Annotated in this window: 15 protein-coding genes; 5 read left to right on the forward strand and 10 right to left on the reverse strand. The window is 70.6% G+C overall.

From position 1 onward, the window contains the following. Positions 1-5: 5 nt before the first annotated feature. The 3 genes from fmdA to ABVB68_RS17140 form a co-directional block, all read right to left on the reverse strand. Positions 6-1,253 carry a formamidase gene (gene fmdA / locus ABVB68_RS17130; protein ID WP_353601899.1) on the reverse strand — a complete coding sequence of 416 codons (1,248 nt, stop codon included), beginning with the start codon at positions 1,251-1,253 and terminating at the stop codon, positions 6-8. A gap of 28 nt (positions 1,254-1,281) precedes the next feature. Continuing rightward, positions 1,282-1,935: an AmiS/UreI family transporter gene (locus ABVB68_RS17135; RefSeq protein WP_353601900.1), complete on the reverse strand. Its 654-nt coding sequence runs from the start codon at positions 1,933-1,935 to the stop codon at positions 1,282-1,284. Positions 1,936-2,023: 88 nt separating this feature from the next. Next, the gene (locus tag ABVB68_RS17140; protein ID WP_353601901.1) at positions 2,024-2,356 is read right to left on the reverse strand and encodes an FmdB family zinc ribbon protein; all 333 of its coding nucleotides are present in this window, start codon (positions 2,354-2,356) and stop codon (positions 2,024-2,026) included. Between the two features lie 198 nt (positions 2,357-2,554). Here ABVB68_RS17140 and ABVB68_RS36925 point away from each other — a divergent pair, with 198 nt between their 5' ends. Then, on the forward strand, positions 2,555-2,965 hold the full coding sequence (locus ABVB68_RS36925) for a fluoride efflux transporter FluC (RefSeq protein ID WP_503006142.1): 411 nt from the start codon (positions 2,555-2,557) through the stop codon (positions 2,963-2,965). Between the two features lie 200 nt (positions 2,966-3,165). After that, positions 3,166-3,588, forward strand: a complete 423-nt coding sequence (locus tag ABVB68_RS17150; RefSeq protein ID WP_353601970.1) for a hypothetical protein — start codon at positions 3,166-3,168, stop codon at positions 3,586-3,588. A 119-nt stretch (positions 3,589-3,707) separates the two neighbouring features. Here the strand turns inward: ABVB68_RS17150 and ABVB68_RS17155 are convergent, their stop codons facing one another. Both ABVB68_RS17155 and ABVB68_RS17160 read right to left on the reverse strand, forming a co-directional pair. Then, positions 3,708-5,117 carry a purine-cytosine permease family protein gene (locus ABVB68_RS17155; protein WP_353601971.1) on the reverse strand — a complete coding sequence of 470 codons (1,410 nt, stop codon included), beginning with the start codon at positions 5,115-5,117 and terminating at the stop codon, positions 3,708-3,710. An 88-nt stretch (positions 5,118-5,205) separates the two neighbouring features. Beyond that, positions 5,206-6,363 carry an FAD-dependent oxidoreductase gene (locus ABVB68_RS17160; protein WP_353601902.1) on the reverse strand — a complete coding sequence of 386 codons (1,158 nt, stop codon included), beginning with the start codon at positions 6,361-6,363 and terminating at the stop codon, positions 5,206-5,208. A 303-nt stretch (positions 6,364-6,666) separates the two neighbouring features. Between ABVB68_RS17160 and ABVB68_RS17165 the strand changes: the two genes are divergently transcribed. Next, on the forward strand, positions 6,667-8,343 hold the full coding sequence (locus tag ABVB68_RS17165; RefSeq protein WP_353601903.1) for an amidohydrolase: 1,677 nt from the start codon (positions 6,667-6,669) through the stop codon (positions 8,341-8,343). A 5-nt stretch (positions 8,344-8,348) separates the two neighbouring features. Then, positions 8,349-9,401, forward strand: a complete 1,053-nt coding sequence (locus ABVB68_RS17170; RefSeq protein WP_353601904.1) for an Lrp/AsnC family transcriptional regulator — start codon at positions 8,349-8,351, stop codon at positions 9,399-9,401. Between the two features lie 509 nt (positions 9,402-9,910). On the opposite strand, the gene ABVB68_RS17175 is transcribed toward ABVB68_RS17170, so the two are convergent. From ABVB68_RS17175 to ABVB68_RS17195, 5 genes are all read right to left on the reverse strand, one after another. Further along, the gene (locus tag ABVB68_RS17175) at positions 9,911-11,350 is read right to left on the reverse strand and encodes an MFS transporter (RefSeq protein WP_353601905.1); all 1,440 of its coding nucleotides are present in this window, start codon (positions 11,348-11,350) and stop codon (positions 9,911-9,913) included. 136 nt (positions 11,351-11,486) lie between these two features. Then, a complete protein-coding gene (locus ABVB68_RS17180) occupies positions 11,487-12,497 on the reverse strand; it encodes a 2Fe-2S iron-sulfur cluster-binding protein (protein ID WP_353601906.1) in 1,011 nt (336 codons plus the stop codon). Beyond that, a complete protein-coding gene (locus tag ABVB68_RS17185; protein ID WP_353601907.1) occupies positions 12,494-13,543 on the reverse strand; it encodes a PdxA family dehydrogenase in 1,050 nt (349 codons plus the stop codon). Before ABVB68_RS17185 ends, ABVB68_RS17180 begins: the two co-directional genes overlap by 4 nt. Then, a complete protein-coding gene (locus ABVB68_RS17190) occupies positions 13,540-14,016 on the reverse strand; it encodes an aromatic-ring-hydroxylating dioxygenase subunit beta (protein ID WP_353601908.1) in 477 nt (158 codons plus the stop codon). The genes ABVB68_RS17185 and ABVB68_RS17190 overlap by 4 nt, the downstream gene beginning before the upstream one ends. Further along, positions 14,013-15,296: an aromatic ring-hydroxylating dioxygenase subunit alpha gene (locus ABVB68_RS17195; RefSeq protein ID WP_353601909.1), complete on the reverse strand. Its 1,284-nt coding sequence runs from the start codon at positions 15,294-15,296 to the stop codon at positions 14,013-14,015. The genes ABVB68_RS17190 and ABVB68_RS17195 overlap by 4 nt, the downstream gene beginning before the upstream one ends. 208 nt (positions 15,297-15,504) lie before the next feature. Between ABVB68_RS17195 and ABVB68_RS17200 the strand changes: the two genes are divergently transcribed. After that, entirely contained in the window at positions 15,505-16,239 is a 735-nt protein-coding gene (locus ABVB68_RS17200) for an IclR family transcriptional regulator domain-containing protein (RefSeq protein ID WP_353601910.1), read from the forward strand. The last annotated feature ends 112 nt before the right edge of the window (positions 16,240-16,351 follow it).

Consider the following 16,351-nt stretch of genomic DNA (forward strand, 5'->3'; position numbering starts at 1 on the left):
GCCGGTCAGGTGGAGACCGCGCACTTGCCGCGCTCGGCCATCATGGGCCCGGCGTCGCTCGGGCGGACGTCGAAATCGAAGATGGCGGTGGGTACGTACAGCGAGCAGCACGCGTTGGGGATGTCGACGATGCCGCTGATACGCCCCTCTATCGGGGCGGCGCCGATCAACAGGTAGGCCTGCTCACCGCTGTAGCCGAACTTCTTGAAGTACTCGACGGCGTTGAGGCAGGCCCTGCGGTACGCCAGCGTCGCGTCCAGGTAGTAGTTCGTGTCGGTGTCGTGGTCGACGGAGATTCCGATGAAGGTGAGGAACTCCGTGTACCTCGGCTCGACATTGCCCGGGACGAACACCGGGTTGGTGGAGATGCCGTACTTCTCCATGCCGCCCTTGATGAGGTCGACGTGGAAGTCGATGAAGCCGCCCATCTCGATCGCACCGCAGAAGGTGATCTCCCCGTCGCCCTGGCTGAAGTGCAGGTCGCCGCCGGAGAGCTTGGCGTCCTTGACATGTACGGGGTAGAAGACCCTGGAACCCCGGGTGAAGTTCTTGATGTCGTGGTTGCCCCCGTTCTCACGGGCCGGCACCGTGCGGGCGCCTTCCTCGCCGATGTGCCGCGCGAGGTCCCCGGTGGCCGTGCCGGCCAGCGCGTGGCTGGCGTCCGGCGGTACGGCGAGCGGTGGGACCCTGTTCGGATCGGTGTCGATCAGAGCCTTCTCGCGGGCGTTCCAGCGGGCGAGCATCTCGGCCGAAGGGGCGGTTCCGAACAGTCCGGGGTGGGTGATTCCGGTGAACCGGATGCCGGGGAGGTGACGGGAGACGGCCTGCTGGCCGTGGAAGTTCCATATCGCCTTGTAGGCGTCCGGGAAATAGTCGGTCAGGAACCCTCCGCCGTTGGCCTTGGCGAAGATGCCCGTGTAGCCCCAGCCCTGGCCGGCCGCGTCGCCGGTCTGCTGGGGCACGGGGCCGAGGTCGAGGATGTCGACGACGAGCAGGTCGCCCGGTTCGGCGCCCTCCACGCCGATCGGACCGCTGAGCATGTGGGGGATGGTCAGGTCGATGTCGCGCACGTCGTTGGCGGAGTCGTTGTCGCCTATCTGGCAGTCGGTCCAGTCACGGCACTCCACGCGGAACTCCGACCCGGGCTTCACCATGGCAGCGGTGGGGACGTCCGGATGCCACCTGTTGTGTCCAGGGGTGTCCTGATCACGCATGGACTTGGTCTGGTCCACTTTGAAGATCACTTCAGGCATGACAGCTACCTCGTTGGTTCTGATTCGGTCACGTGGACGCGGCCGGGCCTGCCGTCGGTGCGGCCGGGGCGGTGGGGGTGGGGGTGACTCGATCTCGCGCTGCCCGGGTGAGCGGCCACAGCGCCCCGAACACCACCACGGCGAAGGCGCCCAGTGCGATGGCGGTCTCGTCGGGGTGTTTCCAGTAACCGGAGAGCAGCAGACCGGCGGGTATCACGCCGGTGACCCAGCCCTCGATCGCCGTGACCCAGCCGACGTAGGGGCGGAGCCTGTCCATCCTGAGGCCGAGCAGCAGGAAGAACAGGAACCACAGGAATGCCCAGTAGAGCCAGATGACTCCGAACGGGTAATCCTTCAGAAGGTGGAAATTGGCGAACGAATACCCCAGGGCGGCTATTGCCACGAAAAGCGAGTAATAACCTACACCGTCGGTTTCGATGCCGGTGAGGAGGCAGACGCCCACGTAAAGATAGGTGAAGCCGAAAAGATAGATTCCGGACGCCGCCAGAATCTTTGTGGGGTCGTTGTCCGCAGTGAAGATGAGGTAGGTCGGCGTGATCACCTGGAGGAGACCGATGAAGATGTTGAACACTCCTCCTGACCGGGCGTCAACCTTGTTGAGGAGGACCAGCCCGTTCATGAAGAGGACCGCACCGACGAAGAGCAATCCCGCGTTTGCCACCGGGACGCACCTCCTAAGTCCGCATGGGGCGGACGTCCGTGTCCGGATGTCGACGCAAGAGACGATCTAGCTGTGCCGACCACCGCCCTCAAAGACGCGGCAACCGGGAGAGCGCGGGGTGCGGTTGCCTGGGCGCCGTCCTGCCGGGCGGCACCTGGGAGACGACTTCCGGTGCCTCACGGGACTGCTCCTCCCGGGAACGGAGAGCAGCCGCCGCCGTCGAGGTCCGCGCAATACCCGGAGCGGAGAACACACGCCTCGCGGCGCCCGCGCACACCGGGCAATCCCGGGCTTCGGGTGCCGTACCGATCGGCAACTTCACATCGAAGGTCCCGCAGCGAACGCATCGGTATTCATAGGTTGCCATCACGGCCTCCGACGTTTTCCCCTCTCTTCCAGGAGACGTCTGGGAAATCTTCATGTCAAGTGGATCAGGGTCGTTCCAGGGCAGCGCCCGCGCCCGTAAAGGGCCGCCGATAAGGGGAGTGCTCCGCGGCCGTCGGACGCATTCGGGGCACGTCCGCCGTCCTGCTCGGTCGCGCGGGCCGGGGCGCGGCAACCCGGGCCGGAATCCGGGGACTGATCCCGCCTCGAGGGCTCGGTCCTGGTGCGGGAGGGCGTGGCCGGCGTCGCCCTGGCGTACCTGGCGCCGACCGCGGGAGGGGCGATCGCCGCCGTGACGCTCGGCGTCCTCGCCGGCCGCCGGGTCGGCCGGGCGACCACGTACTCCACGTTCTCCTGCGAGACGTCGAGACCGGCCGGGGCCGGGGTGCGCTTCCTCGCGGCGGTGAACGTGATCGCCTCGGTCATCGCCGGACTCGGTGCCGTCTTCGCCGGACTGGCACTCGCCCAGGCCGTGATCGGCCGGCAGGGACTCCGCACGATCACCGGACGACGAATGTCACCGGCGCCCCGGGGGCCGAAATCCGCCGACGCGGGGCGGCCCGGCAGCCGGCGGGCCGGCGCGTCACCCATGGTGAATTCATGGTCATCCCCCGGAAAGTTCATGGTCGTTCCCGGAAATGGATAATGGTCGCCACCGTATTGCTCACCCGCCGGACGGTTCGCCGCCTGTGAGCCGGTTCACCCCGAGAACACTGGACGGGCACATCCGCGCCGTTTAGCGTCGAGAAATAGTTTGATTTTCCTTATGTGCGCAGGCACCGGCGCCGCGCATACTGTCTCGCACACGACCAAGGTGTACGCCGGAAAGGTGGATCAGTGAGCAGCATGGACGCCGTATGGGTACGAGGCGTGAATGGCATCCAGATGCATCACGTGACCGACCTCCAGGACGCCGGCAGGTTTCTCGGCAACGCCGCGATGGCACTGCGGGCCGCACACGTGCGGACCGGTACCGACCACTACTCCGACATAGCGGCCGAGCTCAAGGGTCTGTCGGAGCGCGTGCGCCGGCTCGAGGACGAGGCGCGGTCGAAGATGCACGACCTGCACGCCGCCGATCCCGACCGGTTCGCCCGCTGCCGGGACGGCCACGAGCCGTGGCCCGGCGAGATTCCCGCGGGGTTCATTCCGCGCCACACCTGCCGGGACAAGTGCCTCTACCACGACTTCGACGTCGTCGATGCCCTCATGCAGTGCACCTGCGGCCGGCCGCCGTGCCAGGCGTGCGAGATCGGCGGCCAGCTCTAGAGCCCGCCTGCCGGGCCCGGTCGCGGTGCGGCCACCTGTCGTCGCAGGTGCGTGGAAGCCCCTGGCCCCATCCCCCGGAGGGGTGGGCCAGGGGCTTCCGTGCGGGTACGGCACAGTGCCTACGACATCCCGGCGTGCTCCCTCCTCCGGGCGGCCGGGACGGAGCCGTCCTGGCCGGTGCGCGCGAGGAAGTGGTAGAGCAGGCCGGAGACCAGCAGTCCGACGACGAACGCGAGGTCGGCGCCGCCCAGTGCCTTCGTCACCGGACCCACGTAGAAGCTGAGCGTGACGAACGGGACCATGGCGAGGAAACCGCCGAAGTAGGCCGTGAGTCCGCGCCAGGCCCAGTGGCCGTAGCGCCCGTGCGGGTCGGTGATGTCGGCGATGGAGTAGTGGCCGCGCCGCACCACGTAGAAGTCCACGAGGTTGACGGCCGTCCACGGCACCAGCAGGTAGCACATGACGGCGATGAACGTGGAGAAGCTGTGCATGTAGTCGGCCGGCATCACCAGCGTGATGACCAGTCCCGTCGTGCCCGTCACCAGCACACCGGCGACCCGCAGCCGCAGGGTCGGGGTGACGCGCCGGAGGCCGTCCATGACCGTGGTGGCGCTGAGCATGGCCCCGTACGCGTTGACGCCCGAGGTGCCGATCAGCGCGGGCAGCGTCGCCAGGACCGCCACCGCGCCGAAACCGGGGAAGACGGTGTCACCGACGGTGTGCAGCTGGCGCAGTGCGTCCGGCGCCGGGACGTACGACGCGAAGATCGCGCCGAGACTGCCGAGCCAGGCGGCTCCGGTGAACCCGCCGAGGAAGGTCCAGCCGATGAGCTTGCCGTCGGGGACGTCCTCGGGAAGGTAACGGGAGTAGTCCGAGACGTAGATGCTGTAGCTGATCTGGTAGCCGCCGGCCGCGGCGAACTGCGCGAGGAAGGCGGCCCCGGAGAAACCGGTGGCCACCGGCGCCACGTGCCCCAGCGGGTAGTGGAGGACGGCGGCGACCGTGACCACCGCGAAGACGGCCATGGTGACGTAGCTGAAGTAGCGCTGGACGGTGTGCAGCAGGTCGTGTCCGACGACCGCGATGACGACCGCGAGCACCGCCAGGACGACGTACCAGATCTTGCGCCCCGGCAGGAACATCGACAGGGCGTCGCCCGCCAGCACCATCTGGAAGACGTTGTAGCCGACGTAGATGAAGACGGCCATGGCCAGCGGGAAGATGGCGCCGCGCGAGCCGAACTGGGCCCGGGACTGGATCATCTGGGGCAGTCCGAGCCGCGGGCCCTGGTTGGCGTGCAGGGCCATGAAAACGGTGCCGAACGCCATCCCCGAGATGACGGCGGTGAGCGACCAGCCCAGGCCCAGGCCCATGGACGGGCCGAGGAATCCCACCAGCAGGGACGGCAGCATGAAGCCGCCGGTCAGCCAGAACGGGCCCTGGTGCCAGGCCTTGCCGTGGCGCTCAGTGGCGGGGACGTGGTCGATGGAGCGTCTTTCCACGCCGTCTATCAGGGCGTGCGGAGCCATGTGTGCCACGGGTGTGTCCTCCAGGTCTGCGCATGACGCGAAAGCAATCCTTGTTCTTCGGGGGTGTGCGGGACGGGCTCGGTGCGGCTCAGGCGGCGGCGGTACCGTCCGGCCGCACCGACTGCGCCCCCTTGTGCGCCGCGACGTTGACCCGCTCCTGCCAGCGCCGGGAGCGGCCGGCGGCCCAGACCAGGGCGGAGCGGACGTCGGCGAAGGGCCGCGGCCACCGGGTGCCGACGCGGCCGTACAGCCGGGAGTAGCGCTGGGTGGCGTCCGTGACCGGCCGCTGCCGCGCCTCCCAGGCGAGGAGTCCGCTGCGCACGTCGGACTGGCCCTCCAGCATCAGGGCGAGCGCGTAGCCGTTGGTCATGGCCAGGCAGGCCGCCTGTCCGAGGTTCGGCGACATGGCGCTGGCGGCATCGCCGACGACCGCGACCCGGCCGTTGACCCAGCTGTGGCAGCGCACGTCGGAGAACGACGCCCAGCGGGAGACGTCGGGGATGCGGTCGAAGACGCTGCGCAGCTGCGGGAACGACGCGGTCCACGACTCCTTGTCGAACGGCCGCCGGCGGCCGGCCAGGTCGTCGGACGGGCAGCAGGTGTACACATAGGTCAGCTCCGGAGTGACGGGCACGACGCCCACCCGCCGGCCGCCGTTCCAGTACTCGAGGGCCCTGTCGACGGGGTCGTGCGGGAGCCTCGGGATCAGGCTGCGCATGCATCCGTCCTGGAGGTCGCGGACGACGAGGTTGAGGCCGACCGAGTTGCGCACGGGCGAGCCGACGCCGTCGGCACCCACGACGAGGTCCGCCTTGAGGACCTCGCCGGACTCCAGCACCAGCTCGCCCTCCGGGGAGGCTCCCGCGACCAGCGAGCCGGTGACGATCTCGACACCGGCCTCGATGGCGGCGTGCTCCAGGGCCTTGTGCAGGTCGGGGCGGAGCACGGTGTAGAGGCGGGTGCCGCCGCCCTTCATCCAGTCCGACTGCAGGAGGCGGCCACGCTCGTCGTACAGCTGCCAGCTCTCGATGCGCTCGGCACGGCGGACGGCCTCGTCGAAGGCGCCGACGCCCTCCAGGACCCGCAGGGCGTTCTCCCACATGAAGATGCCCGCGCCGATGTCGCGCAGCTCGCGGCCGCGTTCGTGCACCCGGACGCTCCAGCCGCGCTGGGCGAGGGCCGCCGCGGTGGCCAGACCGGCCAGTCCGGCGCCGGCGATCTCCGCGTGACGGGTCTGCGATGACATGGATGCCTCCATGAAGTGCTGGTGACGGGGGCGAGAGGTGTCCGACCGGGCGGGCGGCGCTCTCGAACGGTGCCGCGGCGGCGGCCCGACAGACGGTGACGGCCGCGATCTGCCACCACGGTGCACGACCGGAATCAGTCTTGCAAGACTTCGTGAGGGGCAGATTTCATTAGCCAGCCCGCCTAGAGGGAATGAATCGGTCATTGACTAGGCACGAACGGGCTGGATACGTTCAGTCGCGCCAAGCCGCGCCTGCGGGCCGGAGACGCCGCGCCTGCGGCCGGAGACAAGGAGAAGACGCACATGAGCGAAGGCAGCGCCGACCTGGTCCTCGTCACCGACCGGCTGATCCGGATGACCGACGACGAGACGGAGCCCGGGGCCCCCGGTTTCGTCGCCATCCGTGGTGGAACCGTCGTCGCCACCGGCCCCAAGGAGGACGCCGCCGCCTGGACGGGACCCGGCACCCGGGTGCACGACGTGGGCGGCCGCCCCGTGCTGCCGGGCTTCGTCGACGTCCACGCCCACCTGGAGGTCGCCGCCCGGACCCACTACCAGACGGTCGACTGCCGGGCCCCGCGCTGTCGCACCGTCGCCGACGTGCTGCACACCCTGCGCGAGCACCTGGACGAGGCCGTCGACGGCTGGCTGGTCGGCCAGGCCAACCTCTTCTTCGACCAGAAGCTGCTCGACCGGCGGCTGCCGACGCGGGCCGAGCTGGACTCGGTGAGCACGCAGGTCGCCATCGCCGTCCGGGCCGGCGGCCACATCACCGTCCTCAACAGCCGCGGCCTCGAACTCGCCGGAATCGACCGGGACTACCGGGAGGCCGACTTCAGCATCACCGGACTGCCCACCGTGCTGCGGGACGCCTCCGGCGAACCCACGGGCGTGGTCAAGGAGATGGACAATCTCCTGCCCCTGCCCGAACTCGGCGGAGAGGCCCTGGAGCAAGCTCTCCGGGAAGGGGTGCACGACCTCTTCACGGCGCACGGCGTCACCACCGTGGGCGAGATCTCCGAGACTCCGGACGGTCTGCGCGCCCTGGACCGGCTGCATCGCGACGGCCGGCTCGGCACCCGGCTGCGCGTGTACCTGTGGGTCCCCGGCACGACCTCGCTGGAGGAGGCCTGCACGCACCGCGACTGGCTCGGTCTGGGCGCGTCCGAGGACCTGATCCGTGTCCACGGCGTCAAGATGTTCGCCGACGGCGGCTATTCGGCGGCGAGCGCCGCGATGAAGCAGCCGTACGTCACCGACGACGCCGTACACGGCCACGGACACTGCGGCGCGGTCGCGCTCAGCCCCGACCGGATAGCCCAGGCACTGCACGCGACGGCCGCCGCCGGGCTGCAGCTCGCGGTCCACGCCAACGGCGACCGCGCCCAGGAGGAGGTCTGCGAGGCCATCGCCGCGGCGGGCGGCGCCCCCGTGGGCGCCCCGGCCCCGCGGGTCGAGCACGCCGGGAACTTCCTGCCCGACCCGGAGGCGACCGCGCTGTGGCGCAAGGCCGGGATCATCCCCGTCCCGCAACCGGTGTTCCTGTACACCTTCGGCGACTTCTTCCCCGCCTACCTCGGCGACTACGGACTCCGGGGCCGCTTCCCCCTGCGTGACCTACTCGACGAGGGCTGGCCGCTCACCGGCAGTTCCGACGTGTGGATCGGTTCGGAGGAAGGCGCGACCAACCCGTTCTTCGGCATCTGGTGCGCCCTGGCCCGGCGCTCCTTCCAGGGTGACGTCATCGACCCCGGGCAGAGCGTCACCCTCACCGAGGCCCTGCGCATGCACACCATCAACGCCGCCCGCACGCTCGGCGAGGGCGATCGGTACGGCTCGCTGGAAGCGGGCAAGCTCGCCGACGTCATCGTCCTGGACCGCGACCCCTATGCCTGCACGGCCGACGAACTGCTCGACGTGCGGGTGGACGAGGTGTACCTGGCAGGCCGTCTGGTGCACGAGTCGGCGCGGATACGATGATCCCCATGCGCGGACCCGCCCACCTCGTCCCCGGCTTCCTCGACGGCCTGCTGCCGGCCCGCGGCCAGGACGACACGGACCCGAAGCTGACCGAGCTCGACCGTGACCTCATCCGGATGCTCCAGGCCGACGGCCGGCAGTCCTTCGCCGCGCTGGCCCGCGACCTCGGCGTACCCGAGAAGACGATCCGCCGCCGGGTCAACCAGTTGCTGGACGACAACGTCATCCAGATCACCGCCGTGACGGATCCGGCCCTGCTGGGCTTCCCCGTCGTCGCCCTGGTCGGCCTGCACTTCGACGGGACGCAGCCGGTACGGCCGCTCATGGCCTCGCTCGCCGAGGTACCGGCCGTCGACTACGCCGTGATCACGACGGGACGGTACGACGCCCTCGTCGAGGTGCTCTGCCGGGACCCGGCGGAGCTCCTGTCCGTCGTGCACGACACGCTGGTCCGGATGCCCGGAGTCGGCTCGGCCGAGATCCACCCCTACCTCCAGCTGCACTACCAGGAGCCGGCCTGGGACTCGGCCCAGTACAAGGCGGCCGCGCCCGTGGCCGGGCCGGCGCCCGAGAACCCCGGGGCCCGCTCCGGCCGGACCGCCCTGCTGGACCCCGTCGACCGGAGAATCGTCGCCGAACTCAGCCGGGACGGGCGACTGCCCTTCGCCGCCGTCGCGGAGACCGTCGGCATCTCGGAGTCCCAGGTCCGCAAGCGCGTCACGCGGATGGTCGGCGACCGCGACATCCGCATCACCGCCATCGCCGACCCGGCCAGCCTCGGCTTCGAGACACAGGTGTGGGTGGCCGTCCGGTGCCGGCCCGGTCAGGGCATCGAGGACCTGGCCACGACGTTGACCGGCATCCCGTCCATCACCTATGTCGTCGCCTGCGCGGGCCGCTTCGACATCTTCGCCGAGGCCGTCTGCCGCGGTCCCCACGACGTGATGCGGCTGATCGACTCCGAGATCAGGAGCCTGCCGGGCGTCGAACGCACCGAACTGCTCATGTGCCTGGACCTGTACTACCGGTCCGTGCGTCCCGCGGAACACACCGGCTGACCGCCACCGGCAAGCGGGGCATCTCACCGGGGGTAGCGGCCCGGCTCTCAGGCGGAGGAGTGAGCCGGGCCGCTGGTGCGCAGAGCTCCCTTGCGCGCACCGTGGCCACTGCGACAGACCCGAGACCGGACGCCCGGACCACCGTCGCAGTGGCACGGAACGAGACTAGGACAGCTGCCGCGGATCCAGGCTCCGGGATCCGAAGCCACTTCCCGAACCGCGCGGCCGGCACCGGAGCGCGGGCGCGGGCCTCGTCCCGGTGCCCGGGGAAGCCCTGCGTCCGTGGCACATCCCGGACTGCGCAACACCCCGCGCGGCACCCGCACCACGTGCCCGCCGGACCGCGCCATCGGCTATGGGGCACCGAGCCGGAGGGCGGCGAGCGGCATCCGCGGTGGACCGCCTTCGCGTCGTCGGCGACCACGGAGTCCGCGCACTCGCTGGACGTCCGGCTGCCGGCGACGGGACGCGCCGGGCCCGTACGTCGTCCCGGATCACGCCCGTGCGCATCAGATCACGGTGTCCGGCCCCACCGCCCGCCCGTTGCCGAGGGCGGGCGCCGGCGTCTGCGCGTCCGGCGGTCCGGCGGAGGGGGCCGAGTCGTCCGCCGAGCGGCCGTAGCGCATGCCCAGCAGCACGACCGCCAGGCCGGCGGCGAGCATGGGCACGGACATCGCGTAGAACACGGTGCTCGGTGACCAGCCGGCGGCGAGCGCCGTTCCCACCACGATCGGTCCGAGGATGCCGCCCACGCGGCCGATGCCCAGGGCCCAGCCCACCCCGGTGGAGCGCATCGGAGCCGGATAGAAGACGGCGGCCAGTGCGATCAGGCTCTTCTGGCCGCCGCTGACGCAGCAGCCCGCGAGGAAGTTCGCCGTCATCAGCACCCACAACGGCGCGTGCAGCGCGGTGCCGGTCAGGGCCACGCAGACGCACCCCACCAGGTAGAGGACGGCCAGTGTCCGGTACGGGCCCAGCCGGTCCATGGACGGGCCGGTGACGAAGGCGGCGGCGATACCGCCCACCGTGGTCAGCGTGGTCGCGGCGACGACCACGCTCATCGAGTGACCCAGGTCGGTCACGATGGTGGGGAGCCAGCTCTGCAGGGCGTAGAACTCGGCCAGGTTGATCATGAACACGAACCACAGCAGGACGGTGCCCCACAGCCACCTGCGCGTGAACAGGCTGGTGAGCGCGGCGCGGTTGCCGCCGTCGTTCTCCTCGACGCTGAAGACGGGTTCGCCGTGGCCGGGCACGGACGGGGGCAGCTCGCCGTCGATCCGGCGGAACACCGCGTAGATGCGGTGCGGGTCCGTGTTCCGCCGGATCATGAAGGCCGGCGACTCCGGCAGGCTGCGCACGAGGAAGGGGATCAGGAGCACGGGGACGGCGGCGCCGACCCACAGCAGCGAACGCCAGCCGTGGTCGGGAATCAGCCAGCCGGCGGCCAGGCCGGCCACCACGAAGCCGACCGAGAAGCCGCAGTAGATGGCCAGCACGAAGGTGGCCCGCAGCCGCTTGGGGCTGAACTCGCCGGTGAGAGCCACCGCGCTCGGCGCGGCCGCCCCCAGTCCCATGCCGGTGACGCAGCGCAGGACGACGAGTTCGCCGACGTCGCCGGCCCACACGGCCGCCAGCGTCGTGACGCCGAAGACGGCCGTGGCCGCGATGACGACGCGCCTGTGCCCGAACCGGTCCGACAGCGGAGAGAGGACCAGGTAGCCGACCATGAGGCCGACCAGTGCGGCCGAGAAGACCGGTCCGAGCATTTTCTGGGAGAGCCCCCACTCGTCCGCGATGTGGGGGGCCATGTAACTGATGGCCTGGGTGTCGAAGCCGTCGATGAACATGACGAGACCGCACAGCGCGACCACCCCGAACTGATAGGGGGAGACGCGGCGTTGGTCTACGAAGTCCGGGAGATGCAGTCGCAGGGGTTGCTGAGACATGGGTGCCTCGTTTCGGCCATGACCGCCCGCGCGGCGGGCGGTGCGGGTGCGATGGTGCGATGCAATGCGGGTGCGATGCGATGCGGGGCGCTGCGGCGCGGGTCGGCGCAGCGCAGGTCGCGGGAGGGGCGGCCGGTCAGGCCACCGGAGCGGGCTCGCCCGAGGGCACGAAGGCGTCGCAGTGGAAGCGTTCCGGGGCCAGGCCCCCGAGGTCCACGAAGTCCTTCCGTGCCGCGTCCGTCATCATCGGACTGCCGCAGGCGTACACCTCGTGCCGGGTGAGGTCGGGGTGGTCCTCCAGGACGGCCCGGTGGACCCAGCCCGTGCGCCCGGCCCAGCCGGGACCGGGCTCCGACAGGACGGGCGTGAAACCGAACCACGGCAGGCGGTCGGCCCAGCCCGCGGCGAGGTCGCGCAGGTACAGGTCCTCCTCGCGGCGGCCTCCCCAGTACAGGTGCACGGGTCTGTCGAGACGCCTGCGCACCTGGTCCTCCACGATCGACTTGACCGGGGCGAAGCCCGTGCCGGTGGCCACCAGGATCGCGGGCACGTCGGACGCGGGGTCGACGGAGAACTCCCCGTAGGGCAGTTCGACGGTGAGCCGGTCGCCCTTGCCGAGGGCCGCGAGCACCCCTTCGGAGAACCGGCCGCCCGGCACGACCCGGATGTGCAGGTGCACGCTGTCGTTCTGGTGCGGGGGGTTGGCCATCGAGTAGTTGCGGCTGTCGCCGTCGGGCAGAAGCACCTTCAGGTACTGGCCGGCCGTGAACTTCGCGCGCAGGCCGGTCGGCAGCCGCAGCTGGAGCGCCACCACGTCCGCGGCGGGACGGGTGACGCGCTGGACCTTCGCCGTCACCGTCCGGCGTTCGGGGGCGCCTCGCCGGGCGATGCGCCGGGGCGCGATGCCGAGGTCGGAGCGGGGGCGCGCCTGGCACAGCAGCACGGCCTCGGCCGGGCCTTCGGCGGTCCCCTGCCCGCGTGTCTCGGCACGCCCGGACGTGAGCGCGCCTTCACAGGTCGAGCAGACTCCCTTGCGGCACGAGTACGGGATGGCGTACCCGGCCCGTTCGGCGGCGTCGAGCACGGTCTCGCCGGGTTCACAGGGGAAGCTGATGCCGGTGCCCGTGACATCCACCTGATAGGTCATGAGCGTTCCTCCGCGAGAGGGGTGTGGGGGGCGTGGACGGTCGCCGAGCCGATGGCGCGTACGGCCTGGATCACGGCGGCCGGGTCGGCGATCCCCCGCCCCGCGATGTCGAAGGCCGTGCCGTGCCCCACGCTGGAGAACGCCAGGCCCGCGCCGACCGACAGCGCCGCGGCGGTACGCCCGGCGAGCAGTTTCACCGGGAGGTGGCCCTGGTCGTGGTACATCGCCGCGAAAGCGTCGTACCGCGTCGTTCCTTCCCGGTCGCCGAGCAGTACGTCCGCGCCGACCGGGCCGTCGGCGTCGACGCCCGCCGCGCGCAGTCGGCGTACGGCCGGGACGGTGATCCGTGCGTCGTCGTCGCCGAACAGGCCGCCCTCACCGGCGTGCGGGTTGATCCCGAACACGCCGATGCGCGGTGAGCCGACGCCCGTGGCCCGGAGGAAGCCGGCGGCGGCCAGCACCGCGGACTCCACCAGTTCCGGTGTCAGCCGGGCGAGGGCGTGTGACAGGGCCTCGTGCAGCGTCACATGGACGATCCGCAGGCCGCCGCCGACCAGCAGCAGGAACACCTTGTCCGCTTCGGTGCCACTGAGCCCCGCCAGGAGCGAGGGGTACCCCGAGAAGGCGATGCCGGCGGCGTTGATCGCCGTCTCCGAGTGCGGGCAGCCGACGATGCCGCGGGCCCGGCCCTGCTTCACCGCGCGCACCGCCTCGCCCAGGTAGGCGACGGTCGCCGCGCCCGCGGCGGCGTGCACCGCACCCGGCCGGAAGGCGCCGGGGTTCAGTGCCGTGACGGGGAGCAGGTCGACCGCGCCGGCCAGGGGACCGTCGGTGCCGTCGGTCTCCCGGACCGCGAGCCCGGCGCGCTCGGCGTAGTGCCGGACGACCAGGGGATCGCCGACGAGCACCGGCTGGAGATCCGGCTCGTCGTGCAGGACGGCCACCGCCTTCACCGCGACCTCCGGCCCCACCCCGTTGGGATCGCCGATGGTCAGCAGGATGCGGCCTTGGGAGGCCGCCCGGGACGGGTTCCCGGATGCGTTCATAGGGGCAGCGCCAGCAGGGTGTCGATCGTCGAGCTGTCACAGACCACGATCCGTTCGACGATGCTCGCCCTGTCGCCGGTGAACCGGTAGCGGTCGAGGTAGCGCCCGCTGGCGAAGATGTCCGTCGTGCCGTCGCGCATCACGCGCACCACCAGGAAGCCGGTCTCGCTGCGCGCCCCCTCGTCCGACTCCTCCAGAACGGCGGGCTGGCCGAGGATGTGCCGGTAGGTGTGCGCCTCGTAGATGTTGGCCTCCCGCAGGGCCGAGACCCGGTCGGCGAGCATGCGCCGGTTGTCGGCCCAGACCACACCCGCGGCGAGTCCCTCGCGGTGATTGGCGGCCGTGGTGATGCGGTAGTGGCAGTCCTCCTCGAAGAAGTCGGGCCACTCCTCGATCCGGTCGCCGTCGATGCAGCGGGCGTACTCGCCCTGGGCACGGCTGATGAGCCGGAAGGCGTCCACTGTCACGGTCACTTGTCCTTCTCCTGTCGCAGGTTCATGCCTTCGCGGTAGGCCTTCCAGAAGCCCCGGACCGAGGCCTCGGTCACGCGGCTGTCGCCGGACTCGGCGGAGGAGCCGCCCATCTCCAGGACCGCTTCCTCCTCGCCGGCGCCCGCGATGCCGCGCTGCACGAACCCGCCGACGCAGCCGTCCTCCATCGAGATGTAGCCGGCCGGGCCGACCAGGTTGGCCTGCTTGAGCCGGACGGTCCGCTGCTGCGGGGTGTCCTCCTCGAAGCCGAGGTACGTCCAGTTCAGCCGCGTCGATTCGACGCCCCTGGGCAGGATCTGACGCACCGCCACCGAGTTCTGGATCTGCTGCAGGACGAAGCCGGGGAACACCGAGAGGATCTGCAGGGTGATGTCGTCGCCGAACTCGCCGAACCCCTCCAGGAGGGACGGGTCGGCCAGCGTGTAGGCGCTGTCGGAGCGGATGTTCTGCTCCGAGTAGCCGGCCTCCTGCTCCGCCGCACGGTCGATCGCGGAGTAGCTGACGTGGTGGGCACCGCTCTCGCTCACGATGATCCCGCCGCGCTGGCCCAGCCGGTTGATGCCGAACGTCGTGAAGAACAGGTGCAGGATGCTCGCGTGGTAGGAGTCCTTCACGTTCTCCATGTAGAGCTTCCAGTTGTTGGGAAGCAGCTGGGTGAAGCGGCCGAGGACGACGGGGGTGCGGCCGCCGAGGACCCGCTCGATGCGGCCGAGGATCTCCTCGCCGAGGTACTCGTCGATGTCCGGCACGTCCTCGTCGAAGGAGCCGAAGACCAGGCCGTGCACGGCGGCCAGGCGCAGTTTGCGCGGGCCGTGGTCCTCCAGGCAGAAGTACTTCGGCATGCCGCCCTGGCCCTTGATGCCGTCCTTGAAGGCGACGCCGGTCAGGTCTCCCTGGAGGCTGTAGCTCCAGGCGTGGTAGACGCAGGTGAAGTCCTTGGCGTTGCTGCCGGCGTCGTCGAGGGCGAGCAGCGCGCCGCGGTGGGCGCAGCGGTTCTCGAAGCCGTACAGCTCGCCGTCCTCGTCGCGGGTGACGACGACCGGGGTGTCACCCACGAACGTGGTGCGGTAGTCACCGGGTTCCGGGACCTCCGCCTCCAGGCAGAGGTAGCTCCAGTAGGGACCGCGGAACAGGTTCTCCTGCTCGCCGCGGTAGACGTCCTTGCGCTGGAAGACCCAGTACGGGACGCGGGTCAGCTCCTCGGGCCACTCCGGGTGGCTCTGCCGCGGCGCCGCGGAGCGCGCTGACTGGATGCTCGGCAAGGTTCCTCCTTCGTCCCGGTCCCGCGACAGACGGGTGCCGTCGGCGGGCCGGTCCTGCTCGGTGCGGAGTTCAGGCCGGGGGCTTGACACATCCGCGATTTGTTCGTATAACGAACGAGTGGCTGATACGCGAACAGATAAGCCGAGCCCGGAGACAGGTGTCAAGACTTCGGGCGGAAGTGACGCACGCCCGCGGGCGCCGGAAGGCATGGCCGGGCTCGCCAAGGGACTGGCGGTGATCGAGACGTTCGGGCAGGCATACCCGCAGCTCACGGTCTCGGAAGCGGCCCAGGCCACCGGGCTGACCCGGGCCACGGCCCGTCGCTGCCTGCTCACCCTGACCGAGCTCGGCTACCTGACACACGACGGGAAGTACTTCCGCCCCACTCCCCGCATGGCGCGCCTCGGCGGCTCCTACACCCGTACCGATCCGCTGCCCAGGCTCGCCCAGCCGCAACTGGCCGCCGCACGCCAGGAGTTGGGGGAATCCATCTCGCTGGCCGTTCTGGACGAGGGGAACGCGGTGTTCGTGGCCCGCGCGGAGACCGAGCGCATCGTGTCCGCGGGGGTGCGCATCGGGGTCCGGCTCCCCGCCTACAGCACCGCCACGGGCCGCGTCCTGCTCGCGGCGCTGTCCGACGCGGAGTTGGACGCCTACCTGGACGGCTGCCGGCCCGAGCGCCGCACGGAGAAGTCGGTCGTCGACCTCGAGGAGATCCGGCGGCGCATCGTCGACGCACGCACCGAGCAGGTCGCCTTCACCGATGAGGAGCTGGAGCTCGGTATGCGTTCCATGGCCACGCCCGTGCAGGACGCCCAGGGCAACACCCGGGCCGCGCTGAGCGTCAGCGCCTTCACGGCCCGCATCACGCTGGAGGACATGCGCGAGCAGTTCCTGCCGGTGCTCCGGGAACACGCCGAGAGGATCGGCCGTATGCTCTGACCTCGGGCGTGCCGGTCGCGTCCGCTGCTGCGCCCTCCGGCGTGCCGGTCCGGGTCCGCTGCTGTGACGTCCGGCGTGCCGGTCCGGGTCCGTTGCTCTGACCTCGTACCCG

Origin of the sequence: Streptomyces sp. NPDC096012, assembly GCF_040426375.1 — a bacterium.
Classification (GTDB): Bacteria; Actinomycetota; Actinomycetes; order Streptomycetales; family Streptomycetaceae; genus Streptomyces.